Below are 18,402 nucleotides of genomic sequence, written 5' to 3' on the forward strand. Positions count from 1 at the left end.
TTTTCAGGCCCGCCGAAGGCGGTCTCGTCCGCGGTGCAACCGAGCAGAGCCCTATGACCCCCGCGCGCTGCGGTTACGCGTGAGCGATTCGACCGGCTCACACAGAAAACGCTGAGGGATGAACACAGCGAGTGCGGTGCATCTCGAGTTATCGCTATACGGTCCACGGCACACGCTGACGTAGATTGCGGCCTTATGAAGAAATGGCTCATACGGCATGCTGTTTTGATCGCTGTTACGTTCGGGCTGCTGTCGGGCGCCCTAGCAACTGTCACTATTTTTCAGGCAGTGTTGCTGCACACGCAGGGGTGGCGCGCCGTGTCGAAGACGCTGCCCGAGTGGTTCGGTGCGGCTGGGAGCATCGCTACATTCGCCGCTTTCGTCATCGCGCTGGTCGTCTTTTTCGACAACCGCGCGCAGCAGCAACGACAACAGGCCGAGTTGATTACTGTCTGGAAAATCGGTGGACTTGAGAGTGGAAGTTCGCCCAACAACCCGGTGGGGTACACAGGAATTCGACTAGGGTTCATCAATGCGTCGAAGGGCTTGGCGCATGTACAGATTCGACTGACGGGCGAGCTGCCAGGCCGACGGGACCAACAGACTCACGGCGATGCGCGAGATCAGGTCGTCCGCCTCTTGTATGTCCCATTCCTAGAACCGGGTAACTGGGAAGCGTTGGCGGCCTTTGAGGGCATGGGACTCTCTCTGGTTAAGGTCGAGGTGGCCTTTCGAGATCAAGCGTTGCGATGGTGGGTCAGGAACATCGACCTTGGGACGTTAGAACCGGCTGAGTGCGGCTTGTTCTCGGTTGGCCAATCGGAAGGTAGCCCCTCAGCGCTCGACCTACAGGCGCGGCGCAGGCCGACCGCGGCGGGAACAGGTAATGCGGGACACATCCACAGTGAAGTGGTTCGTCGACTCTGGGCGATCGAGCCGGTCAAGCACTGGCCGCAGGATGACAGCCCGCGCGAGGCGTCGCCACTCACGCAAGAAGTGGCGCTCGAAGTGGCCCATATCAGAGCGTTGCTGGCTATTGGCGAAGCCATTCGCGAACAGGGTGCTTAGCTACGCTTGTTCGATGGTCGAGATCGTTGCTCGACACAGATAGCGACTAAGCTAGTGACGACCTTTGGCCAACACTGCCCATTGCCGTTCGTCGACGGGCGGCGGCCATGGCACCTTGCCCACTCGGCCATCCCGGCGAGGGTTGGCGGATCGCCTTCAGAACGGTTGGTGTGCAGACGGTGGAGCCTGCGCCGGCCGCAATGTTTATCGGCGAGACCGTCACTCCACTCTGTCGCAGACTCATGCGTTGCTCCGTGCCACCGCAGGCGAATCGTTTTGGCGGCGTTCGCGGTAACTGCTGCATTTTCGAATATGCGCTGATCCCAGCTCTGACGATAGTCTCAGGCAGTACTACTTCCACAATGGTGCTCTGTCAGTGTCGAACGGCTTATTCACCTGCGCTGCCTGCTGCGTGGGCGAGACGCTGTCGGTCTGAACGGAAACACCAGCATCATCTCGTTCACGGCGTGTCTGCGGCCAGTTTGACATTAGTTCCTGCACCCAAGCGTTGTTTGCGGTAACTCCGGATACGGCCCAATGAACGAAGGCGCCGAAGTAACGCAGATATGTCCAACGACGTTGGAACCGTTACAGTTTCGCCGCTGGACACGGCAAGGGCGGAATAAGGGGAATCCATGGACTGGAGGAGGTCAGACAACGCCCCGAGGGTTATCGATGCGAGGTGCGGCCCCAGCAGCGTGATGATGGGTGCCGGATCAGCACCCGATTTAGCGATGATGCTCAGGGCGTCAAGGGGAATCGCAATACCCATGTCGAGCGCATAGCCAGAAACTGCATTGGCGGCACTCGCGCTTAGGCTGTCGCTCATCCCTGGTAGAAGTGTCAATACGGCACGTTTTACCGCGTCGCTCAGTCGGCCGCTGCGCATGATTGAACCAACGTCTTGTGCCGGAATAAGATCTGCTGTCGCGTATTTGGTGAATTCGCTGGACACGGCAATGAACTGCTCGCGAGACTCCCAAGCTAGAGGTTGCATGGCCGCGTAGACCTCTGGAACATCCTCTACCACGTCTTTCATGAGTAAGAGTGGGAAGAAATCACCATTCTCTGGCTCTATGGCCGAGATATCTATGTATTCGTCGAGGTTCAGGCTAGATACTAACTCAACGCGCGTCCGCGATTCAGGGACCACCGCAGATGCGTTCAGTAGCTGAACCGCCCAGCTGTGGCGTTCCGACTGTGCGTCTTCGTCTGCCACATCCACGCGTTCGACACCGGCCAGAAAGGCAGCAAGATTCTCGTCGATCCCGTAGACCTCTGTGTACCGACGAAGATTGGTGAATGTCGGCGCGATTCGCCGCGACCTTGCTAGGGCTGACCAAGCTGCTTCCGGCACATCGGATAAATCGGCTACGCGGCAATCAGGTGAGGATCTTTGGGCGACGCCCTCGACGTCGTCTATTGATGCGGCTGCCACGTCCGCAACTATTTGGCCGAAATGAGTGGACGAGGAGATCGTGTGTGGGGTGGACAGCGATTCATCGACGATCGCGACGTAACCTGCGAGGTCACCGAGAGCGTGACGGTACACCTCGACGTTGCTATCCAGCATGACATCCAGCGCCAAGTTCGAATTACCATCGAGCGCCGCCACTAGGTTTCGTTCGCTCAGTTCATAGGCGCGCCGGTCGATGACGCCTCGCCTTATACGTGGATCAAGGCCAATCAGGCTCGGAAGAACGATGCCAAATCGCTTGAGGACATCGAGCGTGGCTTCGGCAAACTCATCATCGATAGGCGAGGTCAGCGCGGATAGTTGCGCGTACTGCCGACTAAGGTACTCCCTTACGTCGGGGCTTATGTCGTATTGGTTATCAAGGTTGGCGCCCGAGAACGCACCGTCGTATAGCTTAAGCCGCGTGTCATCGTCGATGTCCTGCGCGGTGATCACCGCAAACACCTCGGACCACGATTGACTGAGCCGCCGAAAGAGCTCGCCAGCGTGCTTTCCATCGGCTACGTATGCGCTGACGAACTCCTGCTCGGCTTCACCCCAGCGGGTCAGGTTGTCGAGTATTCGGTCACACTTGGCGCTCTGGGCCCCCAGGAGATGGTCGAGAATGCTGATGTTGTACATACTCCGATCGCCCAGCACAGTGCTGCCCGCCTCTTGGAGCACAGATTCCACATCCGCCGGACTAAGGGAGTAATGAGTGTCGACAATGTCAGGTTGGATGAAGTGAATTAGGTAGTTCATCGCGTCCAAACTCACGTGAACGCCGTAGTACTCCGAGACGTAAAGTGTGAAGTTGCGGCTTATGTAGCCATTGGCCATAAGATCGGATGCCAGCGAAGTGGGTAGGTGGATCTCCGTGAGTTGCTTGAAGCTCAGAGACTCTTCACCCACCGTCATCTTGAAGTCCTGTCGACGATAGAGATCGTGCATATCCGCGCTCCGAAGAAACGCTCTTTTCCTTTCAATTTCCGTGAGTTTCGTCTCCAATTCCTTCACATCAACTTCATGCCAACGCTCCACGTCTAGGTCATCGCCTAACGCTTCGCGGAGGTCCGACTTGGTGAAACTCAACTGGCCGGGCGCGTACGGTAATGATGCCGTTAGATCAGTGCTGGAATCGGATGCGGTGAGCTCCCGCCAGAAATTTGCTGAAACAAGTTCTGCGTCTGAGATGGATGCGCCACTGTAAGTCAGTTCGACTCGATCCCAAGTCAAGTCCGGCAAGTTCGCATGTCGGATGACTCGACTGACGTACAGCTTCAACGCCTCACCTAAGGCGGCGGCCCTCGATTCAACAGAATCGATTCGACTGAGGCGGCGCCTCAATCCGAAAGCATCGCGCCTCAGCTTTCGTAGGTTTTCGTCCACGAGCTGGCGGCTCGCCAAGTAGATATCATCAAGGTGGCTGGTGCCTTCTTTTACCAATTCGAAGTCGGCTAGGTGCGCATTCTTATAGAGAACAAGCGCGAATAGCGCATCGCTCGTTAGCCCCGGCAGTCGCGTAGAGTCCAGCCCGAGTTTTTCCTTGAAGACGACAAACTCGTTGCGGATGTTCTTGATCATGCGCATATCTGTAATATGTTTTGCCGCCAAGTCTATGAGGTCGCGCTTTACGCCCGAGTCGGTAGCCATAGTCTCCGTCATCAAATCGCGAGCATTTCTGTGTGTGATGAAGGGAACTACCGGAATGACTAGATCGAAAAATTTGGTCCGGTTGGCACGTGGAGATAGAGCGCTACGCGCGGTCATCGGTTCGGTCGGTTGCTGAGATGTTTCTATACGCTCAAAGATGCTATCCTTAATAGCGTAAATGAACCGAATTCGACGGCCCGCGAGTTGTTTCGAACTATTTAGAATTGTGTTTAGTTCCCTTAGGGTTTCGAATACGCGAGGCTCATCGAAGCGGTCGATGTCTTCAAAAATTACCAAAGTGCACTTCGATACCTCAAAGAAATATACGATCTCGTCTAGGTACTGGTCGAAGTAACTTTGTGAGTTGGTCGATAAAGAAATTGTCGCGGGGCCCGCCCCGAGTTTCTCAAGAAGAACCTGATTGTGCGTGACATACCGTATGCAGGACACCACTGCGGTCAGGAAGCAAAATACCGCAAGATAAGCTAGTGCGCGTGGAACGATTGTCGCTCCAGCGAAGTGGACAAACCTGTCGGCGAGTCCAAGGACATATATGAACGGTACAAGCAGGGCCGCGATTAGGGCGCTTCCAGGAAGCTGACACCAAAAGCGGAATCGCCCAATTCGTCGGAACCGTGAGTCGCGCACGCTTGTCGGGGTTTCACGATAAAGCAGTTGCTTGACTATCTCTTTCTGAATGCGGTTGGTGATAGACACAGAACGATGGGCTCCGGCCGACGCGTCGCCGGGATCCTGAGGATCTTCACCCAAAGTTGATAACGACAGTTGCACCGACGTGTCTTCGAACTCTGCGGCGAGCTTCTCAAGGATGCTGCTCTTGCCTATGCCGTAACTGCCAGTCAGTGCGATGTTAGTGATGGTTGCACTTTGTGTGCCTGTTACGGCATCTTTCAGGTGTCGCAGGTAGATGCTGTGGTGGCGCTCGTCGTAGCCCGGCGTCAGCGACATCAGTCGCGGCGGCGCAGCAGACTGCCCGGTGATCTCGGCTTGATCTGCATTCACGATGGTCACCGTATCGGCCCGGCCCGGTAGTAGACCCAATCTTTCGCCGCGTTTCTATCTTGCCCAGGTCCAGTGGAAGGCTTCGGTGGTCGTTGACGATCTATAGACGCAAGCGGTGAGTGCTTCGCGTGACGGCTCATATCTGTGCGTTGGAGCGCCTCGCGACGACGACCAGGTAAGGCATAGGCGATTGAGTAAGTACCAGCCACAACTGGATCCGCTGCGGCTGGAGCTTGCTGCGGGCTTGTATGACATGGCGGCCTGGCAGCTCGACGTATTTCTCGGCGACGCTTCTGGCTACGGTATTTCGCCTCAGGACGCCGCGAGCCTTCAGGTGCTGATTGATTTGATGCGGTGGCAAGCGGAGGGATACCGGCGCTATGCGGTGAAGATGCGCAGAAGACGAGATGGTCGACGACTACTTCGCAGGTGACGTGGTGGTGCCGAACACGGAGGCAGCTTTCGAGGCGTCGATCACCCGCCCGGACCACCCGCGGTTCCCGAAGCGGTCCGAAGCCATCAATTACCAGCTGTTGGGCCCCGCCCGAGATCAACTCTAAGAAGCGCACGCGGTGCTCTCTCGTGGCTCCAGGCCGGTGATGGTCTATGCAGCCAAACAGGCTGCGGCGCTTTACTCTTGGTGTCATCCGACGTTGCCGGTGTAACGATCGAAACGTGGATGGAGTGAGTGGCGGGTAGCACAGCCCGGAACCCTAATATGCCCAAGCCACACCAGGTGTGTGTCGCCGCTGACAAGGCCCTGAAGGGTTAGGACGCCCGAGCATGCGCTGTACTAGGCGCACGCCGTGAAGCCCTACGCGATCATCGGGTCGATCGCGGACCGGGGCACCAGCACCTGCAACGCCCCGTATGAGTCGGGCAATATCGCGCCCTGGTCGAAGAAGAACATCACCCCGTCGTTGAGCACCGCGAAATTCTGGTAGTTCGAAGGGTTGTACAGCGACGCGGGCGAGAACGGCAGCGGCGGCGGGGGAGGTGGCGTCGTAGTGGAAGTCGTAGCCGAGGTGGTGGTAGTCGGCTGTCCCGAGGTCGTCGTCGGCGTGGGAGTCGCGACCGGCGGCGGTGCCAGCTGCTGCTGTAGTTGAGCCTGAACGATCGGCGCCACGGTCTTTAGCGGATCGTCCACTCGCCACAACGGCGCACTTTCCTTGTCGTCCTGCGCGACCGTGTAGAGGATCGGCTTTCGATAGCTCTGATCCCAGTTGTATGCCTTGAACGTCGTCTGCGCGCTGCCGGTGTTTTGGTAGATCTTGAACACCACGGTCTGTGTGCCGCGCGGGGGAATCGCCGAGGTGTATGCGGTCGGTTTGATGCTCAGCTGATACGGCGTGCTGCGGGCGGTATTGGACTTGGCCGTGTTGAGGAATGTGTCGCGCGTCTTGGCGACGTATTCGGCGATCGGCTTCTGTTCCGGGTAGTTCAGCGGAATGGTGATGTCGACGCTGTACCCGGGGTCTGAGAGGCGGATCTCACACGTGGTGCCGGTGTTATTGCCCTTCAGGTCGGCGCAGTAGTCGTGTGGCGCTGCCCCCGCTACGCCAGAAAAACCGAAGATGGCGGCAGCCGTGGCCAGTACGGACGCGCTTACCGAGCGTATGGATAAGTAGGGCACGCCTGCACTCTAACTTCGCACGGTGAACCAAGTGCCCGGACCGCAGAACTGAGGCACCGAACCGACCTGCACCTTTGAAGCTCCTGATAATCAGGTGGAAGCCCTCTCAGCGCCCCCGTCACGTCGTTACGATCACTGCGTCCTTGGATCTTGAACCCCTACGAGGGAGTAGCCATGACGGGATCACCCGAATCCGGATTCAACGGCAAAATCGCCCTGGACATAAGGGATTCCGAACCGGACTGGACCCCCTACGCCGCACCCGCCGCACCCGAAGGCGCACCCAACGTCCTGTATCTCGTCTGGGATGACACCGGCATCGCCACCTGGGACTGCTTCGGCGGGCTGGTTCAGATGCCCGCCATGAGCCGCATCGCCGAGCGCGGTGTGCGCCTCTCGCAGTTCCACACCACCGCGCTGTGCTCGCCCACCCGCGCCTCACTGCTCACCGGCCGTAACGCCACCACCGTTGGCATGGCCACCATCGAGGAGTTCACCGACGGCTTCCCGAACTGCAGCGGCCGCATCCCGTTCGACACCGCACTGCTCTCCGAAGTACTCGCCGAAAAGGGCTGGAACACCTACTGCGTCGGCAAGTGGCATCTGACCCCGCTGGAAGAGTCGAATCTCGCCGCCACCAAACGGCATTGGCCGCTCTCGCGCGGCTTCGAGCGGTTCTACGGATTCATGGGCGGCGAGACCGACCAGTGGTACCCCGACTTGGTCTACGACAACCACCCGGTCGAGCCGCCCGCCACCCCAGAAGAGGGCTACCACCTGTCCAAGGACATCGCCGACAAGACCATCGAATTCATCCGCGACGCCAAGGTGATCGCCCCCGACAAGCCCTGGTTCTCCTACGTGTGCCCCGGCGCCGGACACGCCCCGCACCACGTCTTCAAGGACTGGGCCGACAAGTACGCCGGCAAGTTCGACATGGGCTACGAGCTGTACCGCGAGATCGTCTTGGAGAACCAGAAGAAGCTCGGCATCGTCCCGCCGGACACCGAATTGTCGCCCTTCAACCCGTATCTGGACGTCAAGGGCCCCAACGGTGAACCCTGGCCATTGCAAGACACCGTGCGCCCCTGGGACTCGCTGAACGATGAGGAGAAGCGCCTCTTCTCGCGCATGGCCGAGGTGTTCGCCGGATTCCTGAGCTACACCGACGACCAGATCGGCCGCGTCCTGGACTACCTGGAGGAATCGAGCCAGCTCGACAACACCATCATCGTGGTGATCTCCGACAACGGGGCCAGTGGCGAGGGCGGCCCCAACGGTTCGGTCAACGAGGTGAAGTTCTTCAACGGCTACATCGACACCGTCGAGGAGAGCCTGCGCTTCTATGACAACCTCGGCGGCACCGAAACCTACAACCACTACCCAATCGGGTGGGCGATGGCGTTCAACACCCCGTACAAGCTGTACAAGCGCTACGCCTCGCATGAGGGTGGGATCGCCGACACCGCAATCATCAGCTGGCCCAACGGCATCCCCGCGCACGGTGAGGTCCGCGACACTTACGTCAATGTCAGCGACATCACCCCGACCATTTACGACCTGCTGGGCATCACCCCGCCCGACACCGTGAAGGGCATCGCCCAGAAACCGCTCGACGGCATCAGTTTTACAGCGGCGCTGAAAGATCCGGCCGCCGACACCGGCAAGGACACACAGTTCTACACGATGCTGGGCACCCGTGGCATTTGGCACAAGGGCTGGTTCGCCAACACCGTGCATGCCGCCACACCCTCGGGCTGGTCGCACTTCGATAAGGACCGCTGGGAGCTGTTCCACATCGAATTCGACCGCAGCCAATGCCACGACCTCGCCGACGCGCACCCGGAGAAACTCGAAGAGCTCAAACAACTCTGGTTCGACGAGGCCGCCAAGTACAACGGCCTGCCGCTGGCCGACCTGAACATCCTGGAGACCCTCACCCGGTGGCGGCCCTACCTTGTGGGGGAGCGCAAGTCCTTCACCTACTACCCGAACACCGCCGAACTGGGCATCGGTGCCGCCGTCGATATTCGCGGACAGTCCTTCTCGATCCTCGCCGAAGTCTCAGTGGACTCAGGGGCCGAGGGCGTCATCTTCAAACAGGGCGGCGCGCACGGCGGGCACGTGCTGTTCATCCAGGACGGACGACTGCACTACATCTATAACTTCATGGGGGAGAAGGAGCAGAAGGTCTCCTCTGACGGCGCAGTGCCGTTGGGCGCCCATGTGGTTGGGGCCCGCTTCGCCAAGACCGGCACCGTCGCGGGCAGCCACACCCCGCTCGGCGACGTGACCCTCTTCATCGACGAACACGCCGTCGGCTCGCTCAGCGCCGTCGAAATCCACCCGGGCACATTCGGTCTCGCCGGTGCCAGCCTGTCCATCGGGCGCAACAGCGGCTCGGCGGTGTCCTCGGATTACAAGGCGCCCTATGCCTTCACCGGCGGTTCCATCGCGCAGGTGGTCGTCGACATCTCCGGGGAGCCGTACGAAAATTTGGAGAAGAAACTCGCGATCGCCTTCGCCAAGGACTAAGGGGCTAGGCGGGCCAGTCGGCGAGCTGTTCCCACTCACCGAACGGCGGCTTCTTCGCGGACTCGATCACGATCTGCGCGGTCACCGCCGAACCGGGGTGGTACTCGTCGATCGCGAATCCGCCCTGCCGGTCCTCGGGCGTGGTGCCATCCCAGATGTAGATCGGGCCGGGTGCCGCGGCGGCGGCCTCGGCGACTTCCTGACCGCACTCGGCCACAGGCTCGTCACGACCAACACCGGTGTGCTTGCCATCGATACGCCGCCAGATGCTCACGAATCGGATGCTACGCGCCAGCGCACGCTCTGGGCAGCCACAACTTGACGAAGCGGTGAACTCACAGAACGAGTAGGTGTCTACTTGCGCCATCGCGGCCACACTGTGTCACCGTGGACGGGTGATGAAAAAGTTTGGCGCGTTGGTGGTTGCCGCCGCGCTGCTGCTCGTGACCGCACCGCTGGCTTCCGCGTGGGGTCCACAAGGGCACAGCATCGTGGGCGCGGTCGCCGATGCGCAGCTCACGCCCGCCGCACGCGCCGAGGTCTCACGCCTGCTGGCCGGACAAGCCACCCCGACACTCGCGGGCGTGGCCAACTGGGCCGACCAGGTGCGTCCCAGCCGGCCCAACACCGCGCCCTGGCACTACGCCGATATCGCCGAGAACAACTGCCAGTACGTGCCCGCGATCAATGGCGACAACGGCAACAACGTCATCGAGGCCATCCGCAACCAGACGGCGATCCTGGGCGACACATCCAAAACGGATGCCGAACGCCAGGAGGCGCTGAAGTTCGTCGTGCATTTCGTTGGCGACATCCACCAGCCGATGCATGACGCCTACGCCCGCGACCGCGGCGGCAACGACATTCCGCTGACCTACAGCGGCCGCTCCACCAACCTGCATTCGTTGTGGGACAGTGGATTATTGAATACCCGCGGCCTCAACGACGCTCAGTACACGCAGGTGATCCAGGCACTGCCCGCGCCCGATCTCGGCAGCACCGATCCCGTCGACTGGGCGCAGGACACCTGCCACATTGCCGTCGGCGTGTACCCGAACACCTCGACCATCGGCAGCGACTACACCAACCAGTACCGGCCGATCGCCGAGGCGCAGCTGCGACTGGCCGGTGATCGCCTGGCGCGCTTGATCAACGAGACGCTGAGTTAGAGCGGATCTACCAGACCCGCACGTAGTCGACGAGCATCTCTGCAGGGTAGGAACCACCCGACGGATCGCCACCACCGGAACCGGAAACCGCCAGGTTCAGCATCGGCTGCAGGGTGTAGCCCGGGTCGTTAAACGGCCAATCATCAAGGGAATTGGCGTCGACCGTCAGGTACGGCTCCATGCCGTCGTGGTAGTCCATCCAGAAGTACAGCCCGGCGTCGGTCCAGGTGCAGCGCCAGGTGTGCCAGTTGTTGTCCACCGGCATCGGCAGCGTCTCGAACGAGGTGCCGTCCAGGCGCGCGTGGATCGTGGTGCCCGAGGGCCAGTCACGGTTGCCGTACCACTCCACAAGGTCGATCTCGCCGCCCCGCTCGGGGTTGTCGTTCAGCAGCCACCATGCCGGCCACGCGCCGTCGGTCAGGCAGTTGAACTTGATGCGCGCCTCGAAGGTGTGGCCGACGCTGCCGCGGAAGGTGCCGTGCAGCTTGCCGCTGAAGTACTTGTTGCCTTCCTTGGTCGCGCGGATCACCAGGTTGGATTTTCCGTCGAGGAAGATGTTGGTGCGGCTGTCGCGGTACTCGCCCATGTTTTCGGGGCGGTCCCAGAACACCGGGTTCTTGATCTTCTCGCGGAACTTCGCGGCCACCCATTTGGAACCATCGGGGGCCGAACCGGCAGGACCGTCGAACTCGTCGCGGAAGACAAAGCCACTGGACTGGGCATCGGGCGGCGCCGCCGGGCTACGTCCCGGGTCGGCCTGAGCCGTCGGGAGGGGCAGGGCGGCTGCGGCGATGCCGAAGCCCATGGTCAGTATCAACTTACGGCGATCCATTTCGGGCACCCCGAAACGATAATGGTTGAAACCCGCCGATGAACGCAGCCCCGCCTATTTTGGCTGCTAGTGGCGTGGAAGCATTCTGGAGAGTAATCCGTCCCGCAACCCGATCGTGTGAAACAGCACCGCGCTGACGTGGGCAACTATGCAGGCGAGCAACGCGTACGCCACCCACGCGTGTGCTTCGCACAGCACGCCGTACCACCCGATGCTGGTCGGCGCGATCGACGGAAAATGCAGTCCGGCGATCGTCACCGGAACCCCAGACGCCGATACCAGCGCCCATCCGATCACCGGTTGCGCCAGGAACAGCGTGTACATCGCGAGCTCGGAACCCGCCGCGATGAATCGTTCGGGCTGCGCCAGGGACATCGGCGGCGGCTTGTGCCAGATCCGGTTCCCGACGCGCAGCACCGCGAGCACCAACACCACCACACCGACGGCCTTGTGCCAGGCCAGCACCATTGGATAGTCGCCCAGCGATCCGACGAGCAGGGCGCCCAGCACCAACATCGTGATGATCGAAACCGCCATCAGCCAATGCAGAAGCTGCGCCGCCAATCCGAAACGCTCGACACCCCTGGACTCAGTCATCACATGTCCTGCCCGAACTGTTCCACCGGCGCGGGAGTCTCCCGCGCCCGGCGGCGGAACGATTCCGCGTAGACGGCCGCGCGCGCCGTGAGGATCGGATCATCGGATATCTCAATTCCGTTGGGCAACACCGTCGGATCGAAGTTGGTATCCCGAATGCGTTCCTGCTCTTGGAGGATCGCGTGCCCTAGGACCAGGGTTCCGACGTTGATCTGCTCACGATCAGGTGGCCACGGCAGCGTCGGGTCGTGCGTCGGATCTACACCTGGCATACCGACCTGCAGCACCAACCGGTATCGCAGCTCACCCTGACGCACCCGGTTGGCCAGCGCCTCGAACATCCAATTGGGTCCGTTTTTCACCGGGGCGCTGGACTCATCTATGTCGGGAATCACCCGCCACCGTGCGGGTATCCGGGCACCGTCCTTGTTGACGAGAATGAACGTGTTGAGGCTGTTGTAGGTGGCGGTCTCAAAAGACAACGCCTTGGGCGCCGCCCCGATCAGCTTCTGCGCGGCTGCCGCAGGCGGGTTATCCCGCAGAAATGCCGCCGCAGCGTCCTTGCCTAAACTCCGGGCCGCCAGCAGCCCGTAGAACATTTCGGGCGTCGGCGCCATGAACACCGGCGCGGCCGCCATCGCGGTGCGCCACTGCTCACCGCCGGGAAGCGAAAACTCCAGGGCCAGTGCCTGTCCAGACCCGGTGTCCGGCTGGTGCGGGTTCTGCCCGCCCACCGAGAACCGTCCGACGACGGGATGCACACCCTCGACGAAGACCGACGCCGACGAGACCTCGGCGCCCGCACCGTTGCTTTCGAAACGGCCCGACACCGCAAGAGCTTTGGCGTGATTGCGCCGATACCCGACGAACTTTCCGCCAGTCGCCTCGAACAGGTCGATGAAGGAGCGCCCGGTCAGCCGCAGCCCGCCACGACCCTCCAGAGCCAGGAAGCCGCCCAGTCCCGTCACGGTGACGGCGCCAGCGGCGACCAGACCCACGAACATGCGCCGGTCCAGCTTGCGTTCGACCACGAAACGAGCCTAATACGCGAATCTGAGAGCACACCGAGGACAATGAAACGATGATGAAACGATGATGAAGCGCCTCATCCTCGGTCTCGGATACGCCGCACTCGGTCTCGGGTGTGCTCTCGGCCAGGTCGCGCCCGCGAGCGCTGACCCCGACATCCCACCCGTGAGTGACGCCGCACGCGCCGCCGGACTGCTGGACGTGCGCAGCGTCGTCCCCGACGCGATCGTCGATCTGCGCTACGCCACCACCAACAACTTCACCGGCGTGCAGCTGTACCCGGCCAACGCCCGCTGCCTCGTGCACGAGTCGATGGCACCCGGCCTCAAGACCGCCGCCGACACCCTGCGCGCCAACGGCGAGAGGCTGGTCTTCTGGGACTGTTACCGCCCGCATGAGGTGCAGGTCCGCATGTTCCAGGTGGTGCCCAACCCGAACTGGGTTGCCAAGCCCGGCCAGTACGCTCGCAGCCACGAGGCCGGACGTTCGGTGGATGTCACCCTGGCCAACGCGCGGGGCCTGGTCGATATGGGCACCGGATTCGACGATTTCTCGCCGCGTTCCCTGGCCTACGCCACCGAGGGGGTGAGCGCCGATCAGCAGGCCAACCGTGCCCGCCTGCGCGGCGCCATGCAGGCGGGCGGCCTGCAGGTGTATTCGGGGGAGTGGTGGCACTTCGACGGGCCCGGAGCCGGTGAGGGACGCCCGTTCCTCAACGCTCCCGTCAACTGACCACACGGTCGTTCCACTACTCGGGAGAAATTGAGTAGTCCAGTACCCGGTGCGATACCGCTCTACCGGAGTAATTTCCCTTTCGGATCGAACGATCCCGCTGGGAGGTTGTCATGCCTGCATCGCCGATTCCTCTCGCAGTGTTCGTGGGTTCCGTTCTGGTTGCCTGCGGCGGCACCGGTGAGACGGTCACCCGCACCGTGACGCAGACCGTCACCGATCAGACGACGATCACCCACGACGGCGGCGGTTCGCACGAAAGTACCGGCGGCGGTGGGTCGTCCACCTCCGGTAAGACGCCCAAGGACGACGGGCTCGCGTGGGTGCCCTACGGCCCCAAGGACCCTGCCTTCCCGACACCGGGCTGGGACGTCTACGTCTACTTCCTCAAACACGACTGCGACAGCCTCAAGAACGTTCAGAAACCCGAAGGAAACCTCTACGACGCCGCGGTGGGGGTATGCCGGGCCGCGGTGAACGGCGAAGAGAGCCAATGGGATGTCGCGACCAAGGCCTTCGCGGCGCGCGGTGCGGGTGTCGAGATCGGACCGGCCCAATGTGTCGACGACACCATCGCGGCCATGGTCAGCAAGCTCCTTGCCTGGCACGAGGCGAACCCGGGCCGCCAGCCCGAGCTGACGTACCCGCAGACCGACGGCCGGACGGCATGTTCGAAGGACAACAACAGCTTCGTGCCCCCGGACGAGACCGATTCCTCCACAACCAGTTCCACGACATCGAGCACCACAACATCGACCACGACGTCAGCCACGACCACCTCGAGCACGGCAACCACCACCACACCGACGCGGTGAGGTCAGTGCGAGAACTGCCAGTGCACCGAATCGTCCTCGTCCAGCACGACGATGCTGCCGTTCTGGACGGTCCACCCCTCGGTCATCAGGAACAACCGCCCCCCGGACTCGGCCAGCAGCCGTAATCCCGTGGTGCGGTACAGCGTTTTGGGTCCGGTGATGATCTCCTCGGTACGCACCACGGGCGAATCGATACCCAGTGGGCTCTCGCTGACCGCCGTCGCCCGGGGCAGCGACGACACCGACGCTTCGTAGCGCTGCGCATACCCCCGCCCGACGATGTCGGCGTATCCCTGCACGGCCCAGAACATCGCTGCCGCAATCACAATGCCGACGAGCACGGCCTCCAGCACATCCGGGGGACGGGCAATGGCATTGCGTGGTCGCGCGCTTTCCTGCCCCCGGCGACTCAAATGTCTGCCGTACACCGCCAGCGCCGTGCCGATCGCGATCATCAGCGGCCACACCACCGTCCCGGGTTCCCAGGAGCGCGTGAAGGCGGGCAGCACCACGCCCAGGATGGCGATGCCCAGCCCGCCGAGCATGGTCACCCGGCAGATCACCCGGATCGCGTCGGTCATGCCGTCGCGCTCAATCTTCTCGGTCACCGCGCGATGCGCTGCCAGCCAGACGATTCCGATGACCGCCGACGCCAGGATCGGCAGATACAGGGTGCTGATGCTGCGCAGCACATAGTCCTGGGTGGTGAATCGGAACAGGCTCACCTCGATGCCCATCCACCGGGACTGCGCGTCGCTGCGCGCCCAACCGAAATACAGCAGCAGCGCGGTGATCATCGTCAACGGTGTTCCCACCGTGGTGATCACGGCGATGACGGGGCGAAGGACCGACACCGTATCCGGCGAGTCCTCAGCAGTCGGGGCATCAACTTTTCCCGGCGCATCGTCAGGTTGACGCGCTGGCTCCTCCGACGCTGCACCGGCCGGCATGGCAGCATGCTACGCGCGAGGGCCCTGACCTGGGAGGAAAATTCCCTTGCCGCCCAAGCCCGCTGCGCCTAACCTGGCTGGCGTCCTCGTCCCCGACGAAAGGTATGACATGGATCTGTGAGGTCTGGCATTACGCCGACGCGCCCTCGCGCGATTTCGGCGACCCCACCTCACAGGAAGTCCACTCCATGTCTGCTGTCATCTCCTCGAACGCTCTCACCTACACACATCCCGACGGTTCCGTCGTTCTCGACGGACTCGACATGCTGGTTCCGGCGGGCCGCTCCGGGCTGGTCGGAGTCAACGGCTCCGGCAAGTCCACACTGCTCAAGCTCATCGCGGAGGAGCTATCCCCGACGTCGGGGATGGTCCACACCTCGGGCCATATCGGATATCTGCCACAGGATCTCACCATCCGCGCCGACCAGTCGGTACCCGACCTGCTGGGTCTGACACCGGTGCTGACGGCCATCGCGTCCATCGAGAACGGGTCCACTGACCAGGCCGACTTCGACACCGTCGGCGATGACTGGGACCTGGCCGAGCGGGTGCGCGCCGAGCTGGACCGGCTCGGACTACCCGCGGCGGTGCTGGACCGCACGCTCGGAGATCTGTCCGGTGGTGAGGTGATCCGGCTCGGTCTGGCCCGGCTGCTGTTGCGGCGCCCCGACGTTCTGCTGCTCGACGAGCCCACCAACAACCTCGACGGCGAATCCCGTCGGCACCTGTACGAGCTGGTGTCGTCCTGGCAGCGCACGCTGCTGGTGGTCAGCCACGACCGTGAACTGCTGGAGCACGTGGAACGCATCGGCGATCTGCGGGAGGGCACCGTCACCTGGTACGGCGGCGGATACAGCGACTACGCGGCCGCGATCACCGCCGAACAGGAGGCTGCCGCCCAAGCGATCTCGACGGCCAAGGCGGACGTGCGCCGCGAGCGCCGCGACCTGGCCGAGGCTGAACGGGTGATCGCGCAGCGGCGCCGCTACGGCGCCAAGATGCAGGCCAACAAGCGCGAACCCAAGATCGTGATGGGGCTGCGCAAGCGGGCCGCGCAGGAATCGGCGGCAGCGCTCAAACAAACCCAGACCGACCGGCTGGACAAGGCCCGCGAGAACCTGGACGAGGCACAGACCCGGCTGCGTGCCGACCGTTCCATCCGTATCGACCTGCCGGGTACCGATGTGCCCGCCGGACGCGTGGTCCTGAGCACCGACAACCTGGTACTGCGCCATGGGGTGGCCGCGCATCTGGATCTGCGTGGGCCCCAGCGGGTGGGGTTGGTGGGGCCCAACGGTTCGGGAAAGAGCACGCTGCTGCACACCATTGCGGGAACCATTCCGGCCGCCGAAGGCACTGTGACGGTGCATGTTCCGTTGGGTTTACTTCCGCAGCGCCTTGACCTGCTCGATGATGCGCTCAGTGTCGCCGACAACGTAGCGCTGCGCGCTCCGCATGCCGACATGAATGCCGTCCGTGCACGGCTGGCGCGATTTCTGTTCCGCGGCAATACCGCCGACAGGCTGGTGGGTGCGCTGTCCGGTGGTGAACGGTTCCGGGCGACGCTGGCGGCGGTGCTGCTGGCAGACCCCGCGCCGCAGCTGCTGCTCCTCGACGAACCCACCAACAACCTGGACTTCGCCTCCTACGACGCCTTGGTGTCGGGGCTGGGGGAGTACCGGGGCGCCCTGGTGGTGGCCAGCCACGACCTTGGATTCCTCGACGACATCGGTGCCGTGCAGACGGACTGGAGGACGGAACCGGAAATCGGGTAGTGCGGTACGCACGTCCGCAGGGTTACTTCACACGCACGCTGAGCTCGTCATGTTCCAGAACCGCGCACCCGCGGCCATGTCAAGGAGACTCACGATGTGTTTCATTATCCCCCAAGATGTCCTGCTGCGATTGGCCGACGATGACAGCGTCGCCGACGATTCGCGCACGGCCCTGGCCGCCACGGCCGCATCCGAAACGGCCTGGCGCACATTGCGCGACGCGCACACCGAAGCCACCCAGGCCGGGCTGCTGGCCCGGGCCGATGCGTTCGTCGCAGTAGCCAAGGCACTGGCCACCGCGCCCGGCACCCCGGTGTTCGACTGCAAGCACACCACCTCACTGCCCGGTATCACGATCGCGAATCCGGGCACCTCCACCGACACCTCCGCCAAGCACGCGTTCACCGAAACCGCTGCGGTCGCAAAGTTTTACAAGGACTGCTTCGGGCGCAACTCCGTGGACGACGAAGGCATGACCTTGGTGTCCTCCGTGCACTACAGCGTGAACTACTCCAACGCGTTCTGGAACGGCTCGCAGATGACCTACGGCGACGGGGACGGTGAGATCTTCGTCGACTTCACCGGATCCAACGACGTGATCGGCCACGAGCTGACGCACGGCGTCACCCAGTACACGGCGGGCCTGCTCTACAAGAACGAAGCCGGTGGCCTCAACGAGAGCATGTCGGATGTGTTCGGATCGATGTTCCGGCAGTGGAGCGCCGGACAAACGGTCGACCAAGCCGACTGGCTGATCGGCAAGGACATCATGGGTCCGCGTGCCATCGCCAAGGGCTACACCTGCCTGCGCGATATGTCCGATCCGGGCGCCCGGCACTGCCTGGCACCGCAGCCATCGCACTATCGCGACTACGTGCCCGGCAGCGACCCGCATGAGAGCAGCGGCATCCCCAACTACGCCTTCTATCTTGCGGCGACCAAGCACGGCGGCTACTCCTGGCAGGACGTGGGCACCGTCTGGTACGAGGCTCTGACCAGCGCGAAGGCCCGTCCCAACATGAAGATGAAGGCCTTCGCGAACCTGACGCGGGAGATCTCCGCAGCCAATGCGGCCGCCGAATCGGTGCATAAGGCGATTGACGACGCGTGGACCTCGGTCGGGCTGTAGCGTCGC

At 62.3% G+C, this 18,402-nt stretch carries 14 protein-coding genes and 1 pseudogene; 8 read left to right on the top strand and 7 right to left on the bottom strand.

What is annotated here, in order from left to right:
* Positions 1-195 precede the first annotated feature (195 nt).
* On the top strand, positions 196-1,068 hold the full coding sequence (locus tag AOT83_RS18770) for a hypothetical protein (protein WP_057964072.1): 873 nt from the start codon (positions 196-198) through the stop codon (positions 1,066-1,068).
* Between the two features lie 460 nt (positions 1,069-1,528).
* On the opposite strand, the gene AOT83_RS18775 is transcribed toward AOT83_RS18770, so the two are convergent.
* Complete coding sequence (locus AOT83_RS18775; protein WP_057979776.1) at positions 1,529-5,200, bottom strand: hypothetical protein; 3,672 nt, start codon at positions 5,198-5,200, stop codon at positions 1,529-1,531.
* A gap of 190 nt (positions 5,201-5,390) precedes the next feature.
* Between AOT83_RS18775 and AOT83_RS18780 the strand changes: the two are divergent.
* Positions 5,391-5,865: pseudogene (locus AOT83_RS18780) on the top strand (hypothetical protein).
* Between the two features lie 149 nt (positions 5,866-6,014).
* Here AOT83_RS18780 and AOT83_RS18785 read toward each other — a convergent pair.
* Positions 6,015-6,833, bottom strand: coding sequence for an RsiV family protein (locus AOT83_RS18785; protein WP_057964070.1), 819 nt, complete (start codon positions 6,831-6,833; stop codon positions 6,015-6,017).
* 174 nt (positions 6,834-7,007) lie between these two features.
* Here AOT83_RS18785 and AOT83_RS18790 point away from each other — a divergent pair, with 174 nt between their 5' ends.
* A complete protein-coding gene (locus tag AOT83_RS18790) occupies positions 7,008-9,368 on the top strand; it encodes an arylsulfatase (protein WP_057964069.1) in 2,361 nt (786 codons plus the stop codon).
* 4 nt (positions 9,369-9,372) lie between these two features.
* On the opposite strand, the gene AOT83_RS18795 is transcribed toward AOT83_RS18790, so the two are convergent.
* The gene (locus AOT83_RS18795) at positions 9,373-9,642 is read right to left on the bottom strand and encodes a hypothetical protein (protein WP_057964133.1); all 270 of its coding nucleotides are present in this window, start codon (positions 9,640-9,642) and stop codon (positions 9,373-9,375) included.
* Positions 9,643-9,766: 124 nt separating this feature from the next.
* Here AOT83_RS18795 and AOT83_RS18800 point away from each other — a divergent pair, with 124 nt between their 5' ends.
* A complete protein-coding gene (locus tag AOT83_RS18800; RefSeq protein ID WP_057964068.1) occupies positions 9,767-10,537 on the top strand; it encodes a S1/P1 nuclease in 771 nt (256 codons plus the stop codon).
* Between the two features lie 7 nt (positions 10,538-10,544).
* Here the strand turns inward: AOT83_RS18800 and AOT83_RS18805 are convergent, their stop codons facing one another.
* The 3 genes from AOT83_RS18805 to AOT83_RS18815 form a co-directional block, all read right to left on the bottom strand.
* On the bottom strand, positions 10,545-11,369 hold the full coding sequence (locus tag AOT83_RS18805; protein ID WP_030095263.1) for a glycoside hydrolase family 16 protein: 825 nt from the start codon (positions 11,367-11,369) through the stop codon (positions 10,545-10,547).
* Between the two features lie 66 nt (positions 11,370-11,435).
* Positions 11,436-11,966, bottom strand: a complete 531-nt coding sequence (locus tag AOT83_RS18810; protein WP_057964067.1) for a cytochrome b/b6 domain-containing protein — start codon at positions 11,964-11,966, stop codon at positions 11,436-11,438.
* Positions 11,966-12,997 (bottom strand): catalase family peroxidase, encoded by a 1,032-nt coding sequence (locus AOT83_RS18815; protein ID WP_057964066.1) that lies wholly within the window; start codon positions 12,995-12,997, stop codon positions 11,966-11,968. The genes AOT83_RS18810 and AOT83_RS18815 overlap by 1 nt, the downstream gene beginning before the upstream one ends.
* Positions 12,998-13,058: 61 nt before the next feature.
* On the opposite strand from AOT83_RS18815, the gene AOT83_RS18820 reads away from it, so the two are divergent.
* Complete coding sequence (locus AOT83_RS18820) at positions 13,059-13,727, top strand: M15 family metallopeptidase (RefSeq protein WP_109394629.1); 669 nt, start codon at positions 13,059-13,061, stop codon at positions 13,725-13,727.
* A 113-nt stretch (positions 13,728-13,840) separates the two neighbouring features.
* Complete coding sequence (locus AOT83_RS18825; protein WP_057964065.1) at positions 13,841-14,542, top strand: hypothetical protein; 702 nt, start codon at positions 13,841-13,843, stop codon at positions 14,540-14,542.
* Positions 14,543-14,544: 2 nt separating this feature from the next.
* Here AOT83_RS18825 and AOT83_RS18830 read toward each other — a convergent pair whose 3' ends face one another.
* Positions 14,545-15,492 (bottom strand): hypothetical protein, encoded by a 948-nt coding sequence (locus AOT83_RS18830; RefSeq protein WP_057964064.1) that lies wholly within the window; start codon positions 15,490-15,492, stop codon positions 14,545-14,547.
* Positions 15,493-15,680: 188 nt separating this feature from the next.
* Here AOT83_RS18830 and AOT83_RS18835 point away from each other — a divergent pair, with 188 nt between their 5' ends.
* Both AOT83_RS18835 and AOT83_RS18840 read left to right on the top strand, forming a co-directional pair.
* Positions 15,681-17,267, top strand: a complete 1,587-nt coding sequence (locus AOT83_RS18835; protein WP_057964131.1) for an ATP-binding cassette domain-containing protein — start codon at positions 15,681-15,683, stop codon at positions 17,265-17,267.
* A gap of 94 nt (positions 17,268-17,361) precedes the next feature.
* Positions 17,362-18,396, top strand: coding sequence for a M4 family metallopeptidase (locus AOT83_RS18840; protein ID WP_030095270.1), 1,035 nt, complete (start codon positions 17,362-17,364; stop codon positions 18,394-18,396).
* Positions 18,397-18,402 lie beyond the last annotated feature (6 nt).

Source organism: Mycobacteroides sp. H001, from assembly GCF_001440005.1.
Lineage (GTDB): Bacteria > Actinomycetota > Actinomycetes > Mycobacteriales > Mycobacteriaceae > Mycobacterium > Mycobacterium gwanakae.

Excerpts from the sequence above, each read along its gene's own strand:
- AOT83_RS18770 (WP_057964072.1), top strand. The coding sequence starts at position 196 with ATGAAGAAATGGCTCATACGGCATGCTGTTTTGATCGCTGTTACGTTC.
- AOT83_RS18790 (WP_057964069.1), top strand. The coding sequence starts at position 7,008 with ATGACGGGATCACCCGAATCCGGATTCAACGGCAAAATCGCCCTGGAC.
- AOT83_RS18800 (WP_057964068.1), top strand. The coding sequence starts at position 9,767 with ATGAAAAAGTTTGGCGCGTTGGTGGTTGCCGCCGCGCTGCTGCTCGTG.
- AOT83_RS18805 (WP_030095263.1), bottom strand. The coding sequence starts at position 11,369 with ATGGATCGCCGTAAGTTGATACTGACCATGGGCTTCGGCATCGCCGCA.
- AOT83_RS18810 (WP_057964067.1), bottom strand. The coding sequence starts at position 11,966 with ATGACTGAGTCCAGGGGTGTCGAGCGTTTCGGATTGGCGGCGCAGCTT.
- AOT83_RS18820 (WP_109394629.1), top strand. The coding sequence starts at position 13,059 with ATGATGAAGCGCCTCATCCTCGGTCTCGGATACGCCGCACTCGGTCTC.
- AOT83_RS18825 (WP_057964065.1), top strand. The coding sequence starts at position 13,841 with ATGCCTGCATCGCCGATTCCTCTCGCAGTGTTCGTGGGTTCCGTTCTG.
- AOT83_RS18830 (WP_057964064.1), bottom strand. The coding sequence starts at position 15,492 with ATGCCGGCCGGTGCAGCGTCGGAGGAGCCAGCGCGTCAACCTGACGAT.
- AOT83_RS18835 (WP_057964131.1), top strand. The coding sequence starts at position 15,681 with ATGTCTGCTGTCATCTCCTCGAACGCTCTCACCTACACACATCCCGAC.
- AOT83_RS18840 (WP_030095270.1), top strand. The coding sequence starts at position 17,362 with ATGTGTTTCATTATCCCCCAAGATGTCCTGCTGCGATTGGCCGACGAT.